Annotated in this window: 5 protein-coding genes; all 5 read right to left on the minus strand. The window is 61.5% G+C overall.

Annotation, left to right across the window (positions count from 1 at the left end):
- On the minus strand, positions 1–1,121 hold a 1,121-nt coding region (locus DBR24_RS18880), incomplete at its 3' end, for a cytosine permease (RefSeq protein WP_128615498.1).
- A 211-nt stretch (positions 1,122–1,332) separates the two neighbouring features.
- Positions 1,333–2,331 (minus strand): ADP-ribosylglycohydrolase family protein, encoded by a 999-nt coding sequence (locus tag DBR24_RS18885; protein WP_123466754.1) that lies wholly within the window; start codon positions 2,329–2,331, stop codon positions 1,333–1,335.
- Complete coding sequence (locus tag DBR24_RS18890) at positions 2,328–3,041, minus strand: GntR family transcriptional regulator (protein ID WP_128615499.1); 714 nt, start codon at positions 3,039–3,041, stop codon at positions 2,328–2,330. The genes DBR24_RS18885 and DBR24_RS18890 overlap by 4 nt, the downstream gene beginning before the upstream one ends.
- Before the next feature lie 431 nt (positions 3,042–3,472).
- A complete protein-coding gene (araH, locus tag DBR24_RS18895) occupies positions 3,473–4,441 on the minus strand; it encodes an L-arabinose ABC transporter permease AraH (protein ID WP_026000669.1) in 969 nt (322 codons plus the stop codon).
- Between the two features lie 12 nt (positions 4,442–4,453).
- On the minus strand, positions 4,454–5,643 hold a 1,190-nt coding region (locus DBR24_RS18900; protein ID WP_256591638.1), incomplete at its 5' end, for an ATP-binding cassette domain-containing protein.

The raw sequence follows: 5,643 nt of genomic DNA on the forward strand, positions 1-5,643 counted from the left end.
GGCACCGCCAGCAGGGAAATGAAGGTGATGAACGGGCCGTAGAAGCTATCCGCAATCAGCATGAAGTAGATCGAACCGGCGAAGATCGCGACGATGTCCACCACTACCGCGTAGACGCGTTTGACTTTGAGGCCGAGGGTCAGCGTGGTCAGGCCGGCGGAGTACACCGACAGGTTGTTCGACAGCAGCAGGCCGCCGAATGCAGTGATCAGGTACGGCACGGCCATCCACGTCGGCAGCATGTCGCGGATCGCCACGATCGGGTCAGTCGCCGACGCCAGATCATTGTTGCCTACCGACAACAGGCCGCCGAGGGTAATCAGCAGCACCAGCGGAATCCCGGCGCCGAACGCGGCAGACGCCACCAGACGCACGGCTTTGACGCTGCGGTGCTGATAGCGCGACATGTCGGCACCGGCGTTGGCCCAACCAATCCCGGTGCCGGCAGCCATGGTGCCGATACCGATGATCATTGCGCTCAGCGGCGCCGGGGTGGCGTTGAACACCGCGCTCCAGTCGATGGTCGCGCAGAGAAAACCGCCGACCAGGATGTTCAGCGCGCCGAACACATAAGTCGCCCACTTCTGGATCACCAGCAGGGTGGCGTGGCCGAGGCCGGAAACCGACAGAGTCAGCAGGACGAAAATCGCGATGAAGATCAGCGTCAGCACTGGCGCACTCTTCGCTTCCACCGGCGAGCCGAACAGGATCGAACACAGCGACAGCAACACGAATGCCGCCGTGGTGGTGTTGACGGTTTCCCAGCCCAGTCGCGACATCAGTGAGACCAGCGTCGGGCCAATGTTGCCGCGCACACCGAAGATCGCTCGCGACAAGGTCAGGCTCGGCGCACGGCCACGACGGCCAGCGATCGAGATGATCCCGACCACCGCGAACGAACCGGCTGCGCCGACAATCGCAACGATGATCGCCTGCCAGATCGCCAGCCCGCGAAACGCAACCAGCGTGGCACCCAGCGGCAGACCGAGAATGGAAATGTTGGCGGCGAACCAGACCCAGAACAGTTGCAGCGGATGGCCGTTGCACTCGGCTTCCGGCACCGGTTCGATACCCCGGGTCTCCAGCTGTCCGGCGCTTTGCCCGGCGTTTGATGAACTCATGAACTGTGCTCCTGTTTGCCTTTATTGTGGTTGTGGCAATGATGCAGAACGACAAGACATCCCGGCCGTCCTCGGCCTGTCTGCGCGATCCATTGCGGGTTGAAAATTCGATTATGCGGTGCGCCTATCGCTGGCAAGCCAGCTCCCACAGGTTCAAAGTTAACCTGCCCAATCCCTGTGGGAGCTGGCTTGCCAGCGTTGGCGTAGCCCGTCAACGCAGGGCCAACAGCCCCTGCACCAACGGCTCAAGCTCCAGATGATTGACCGCTTTCACCGTGGCAATCATCGGCACCGGCCAGCTCTCAAGCCCCAGGCAGGCCCCGAGCATGGCGCCGAGAATCGCCGCGATGGTGTCGGTGTCACCGCCCAGGCTGGCGGCCATGCACAATGCATCGAACGCGCTCATCTCGCCGACCGCCACTTGCTGCGCCAGGGCGAACGACACCACCACCGATTCCTGCGACGCCACCGACGTGCCGATCACGTCGTACAGCAAGTCCGCCAACAACGCCTTGTCACTGTCGACGCTGATGCTGCGCGCCCAACTGATCCGCGAAGCGATACGCCCACCGGCGACCCAGTGCCCGTGCGCTTCGGCCTGTTGCGCAATCTGCTGTCCGAGGTTCAGCGCTTCGCCAAGGTCCATGCCGTTGATCCCGGCCGAGACCACCGCTGCCACCGCCGCGGCACTGGAAATCCCCAGCGTGGTGTTGTGGGTGACCTGACAGGCCTGTACCACGGCGGCGATGAAGCGCTGGGGCTCGGCGACATCCGCCGCGATCCCTACCGGAGTAATGCGCATCGCTGCGCCGTTGGTGGTGCCGTAGCGCCCGGCCTCTTCGGCCGAATGCCCGGCGAGGATCATCTCGATGGCACGTTTGGTCGAGGGTCCGAGCAAATCCTGCGAACCCTTGGCCTGCATTTCGGCTTCCCACTCGATCAGACGCTGCGCGAGGATCGCCGGCTCGATGCGGCCCTTGCCTTCGATCAGCAACTCACCGACCAGAATCGCCTGTTCGGTGTCATCGGTGATCGAACCCTTGGGCATATTGGCGGCGATCGGCTGCAAGGGACCGGCGTCCTGCAGATCGGTGATCCGGCCGAAGCGGGTCTTGATCGTTTCGCGGTTCAGCGACTGCGTCGGCATGCCCAGCGCATCACCGAGGGCCAGGCCGTAAAACGCACCGAGGGCACGGTTGAACGCGGTCATTTCGATTCTCCAAACTGCAGGTGCAGGCGGAAATGCACCGGATCGAGCAAGCTTTCGACCTGCTCCATGAAACGGTTCTGCCGGTCATAGGTGGTGCGCAAGGCTTTGAGGAAAACGGTGCCCACCGGACGACCGAGCAGTTCGGCGTCCACGGCACTCAGCGGTTCGGCGCCGATCCACTGATCGCCGCGCTCGCCGATGTAGCCATAGGCAGCCAGGGTGATGGTCAGGGAATTGTCGATCAGACCGACGCGCGGCAGGCTTTCCAGGCCGCCGGTGGCCGGCATCAACGAACGTTCGAGAGACACCAGCGTGCCGTCATTGGAGCGCCGGCGACGGTCGAGGGTGATGAATTGGTCGGTGCCGAAACGCGAGAGCAGGTCTGGCCGGGTCACGGCTTCGAGGCGCAGCACTTCGGTGTTGATCAGCACGCCGCTGTCGGCCAGCGCCTGCGCCCAGCCACTGCGCTGGTCGAGCACTACACCGTCGAACGTGACGATCGAGCCGACCCCGCTTTGCGTGGCGATGTAATTGCGCCGCTTCAGTTCGGCCAGCGCTTCACGCAGCGTGCCACGGCTGACCTTGAATTCTTGAGCCAACTGATGCTCCCCGGGCAACAGAAAGCCGTCCTCCATGAGGCCGCTTTCGATGCGCCGGACGAGTTCGTCGACCACCCGTTGTTTCTTGTCAAATCGTACCTGTCTAATCATGTACAAATTGATACCCGAAACGGATGCGGGCGAGCAAGTTAAATTTAGGGGGGCGGACAAAAGGCGAGAAGATCAAAAGCCCCTCACCCTAGCCCTCTCCCGGAGGGAGAGGGAATTGAATGGGGGATATTTGGGAGATACATCGACCTGAAAGTGGCTTACCGAATCCATAATTGCGATGCATGACGCAAGACACCTGGGTCGGCCCCCTCTCTGGCCTTCTCCCGGAGGGAGAGGGAACTGAATGGGGGATATTTGGGAGATACATCGACCTGAAAGTGGTTTACCGAATCCATAATTGACCCAATCTTTCAGGTCGATGCATGACGAATCCATAATCGACGAGAACTCTCAGGTCGACGGATCACGCAAGACACCTCGGTCGGCCCCCTCTCCCTCTGGGAGAGGGCTGGGGTGAGGGGCTCTTGATTTTAGCGCTGCTTCAGACGGTCAATGACGACGGCCAGCAACAGAATCGAACCGCGAATCACATACTGGTAGAACGTATCAATGTTTTTCAGGTTCATCGCATTCTCGATGATCGCCAGAATCAACACCCCGGCAATCACATGCCGGATCATGCCGATCCCACCGCTCAGCGACACCCCGCCCAATACGCATGCCGAAATCACCGTCAGCTCGAAACCCTGACCGATCATTGGCTGCCCGGAGGTCATGCGCGAGGCGAGGATCACCCCGGCCAGCGCGCCGATCACACCGTGCACGGCGAAGATGATGATCTTGGTCCGGTCAACGTTGACCCCGGCCAGCAATGCCGCTTCCTGGTTACCGCCGATGGCCATGGTGTTGCGCCCGTAGGTGGTGTAGTTCAGCAGCCAGCCGAAGAACAGGAAGCAGACGATGGTGATCAGGATCGGCACCGGTACGCCAAACAACTGGCCGTTGCCGAAGACGAAGAACGACTCCTGCGACACGCCCACCGCTTTGCCGTTGGCAAAAATGTAAGCCAGGCCACGGACGATCTGCATCGTCGCCAGCGTGGTGATCAGCGCATTGACGCGCAGCTTGGCAATCACGATGCCATTGATCAGCCCGACAATCAGGCCCATTACCAGTGCCGCGCTGACGCCGAGGAACACGCTGTTGGTGTCGCGCATCACCACCGCCGCGACCACCCCGGCGCAGGCAATCACCGAGCCCACCGACAGGTCGAAATGCCCCGACGCCAGGCAATACAACATGGTGCACGCGGCAATGCCGGTGGTGGAAATCGCCAGGCCCAGGCCACGCATGTTCAGTGGCGAAAGGAAGTTGTCGATCAGCAAGGTGCAGGCGACAAAAATGCCCACGGCCGCTAGCAGCATGACCCAGTCGTCGAGGAAGCGGCGCATGTCCAGCGGTTTGCGCTCTTTGGGCAGGGTTTCGTTTTGGGTTGTCATCATAGTCACCTCTCAGTTCGCTACGCCGTCAGCGCGGTGGCGCGGCAAAGCCAGTTGCAGCAGGTTGGATTCATTGGCCTGATCGCGGCTGACTTCGCCGCGCAGGGCGCCTTCGCAGAGCACCAGAATGCGGTCGGAAATGCCCATCACTTCCATCAGGTCGCTGGACACCACGATCACCGCAATGCCATCGGCGGCGAGGTTGTGAATGATCTGGTAGATCTCGGCCTTGGCGCCGATGTCGATGCCACGGGTCGGTTCGTCGAGCAGCAGGACCTTCATCGGCATCGACAGCCAGCGGCCAAGAATGGCCTTCTGCTGGTTGCCGCCGGAAAGGAATTTGATCGGCTGGTCGGCGTGGGGCGTTTTCACTTTCAGCGCCTTGATCTGCTTGTCGGCGTTGCCCTTCTCCCACATTCCGCGCAGCAGGCAGCCAAGGCCGGAGTTGGCGCCACGGGCGCTGATGTTGATGTTCTCGGCAACGCTGGCCAGAGGAATGATGCCCTCCTTCTTGCGGTCTTCCGGGCACAGCAGAATGCCCGCCGCAATCGCGTCGCGCGGTGAGCGCAACTTCAATTCATGGCCGCGTAATTCAAGGCGTCCGGCGGTATTGCGCTGCAGGCCGCTGAGCAATCGAAACAGCTCGGTACGCCCTGCCCCGACCAGACCGAACAGGCCGAGAATCTCGCCCTTGTGCGCCTCGAAACTGACCGGCTCGCGCAGGCCAGGACCCAGCAAGCCATCGACTTTCAGTGCCACCGCGCCACGCGGGCGATGGCGATAATCGTAGATGTCCTGAATGTCGCGACCGACCATGCAGGTCACCAGTTGATCGTGGGTCAACTGGCTCATGTCATCGAAGGTGCGCACGTAGCGACCGTCCTTGAACACCGTAACGGCATCGCAGATACGGAACACTTCTTCCATACGATGGGACACGTAAAGCACGACTTTACCCTCGTCGCGCAGACGCCCGATGATCGCCATCAAACGTTCGATTTCGCGGGCCGAGAGGCTGCTGGTCGGTTCGTCGAACGCAATCACATGGGCACCGCGCGACAGCGCCTTGGCGATCTCGACCAGTTGCCGCTGGCCAAGGGACAAGCGCCCGACCTTGGTCTGCGGATCAATTTCATCGGCCAGGCCTTTGAGGCAATTCAACGCCTGCTGGCGCAGCGTGGCGCGATTGATCAAACCGAAAC

It is taken from the genome of Pseudomonas sp. HMWF006 (assembly GCF_003061205.1).
Taxonomy (GTDB): Bacteria; Pseudomonadota; Gammaproteobacteria; order Pseudomonadales; family Pseudomonadaceae; genus Aquipseudomonas; species Aquipseudomonas monsensis.

Bases quoted from the DNA above. Each gene is read 5' to 3' on its own strand.
- DBR24_RS18885 (WP_123466754.1), bottom strand. From the start codon at position 2,331: ATGACCGCGTTCAACCGTGCCCTCGGTGCGTTTTACGGCCTGGCCCTC.
- araH (WP_026000669.1), bottom strand. From the start codon at position 4,441: ATGACAACCCAAAACGAAACCCTGCCCAAAGAGCGCAAACCGCTGGAC.
- DBR24_RS18890 (WP_128615499.1), bottom strand. From the start codon at position 3,041: ATGATTAGACAGGTACGATTTGACAAGAAACAACGGGTGGTCGACGAA.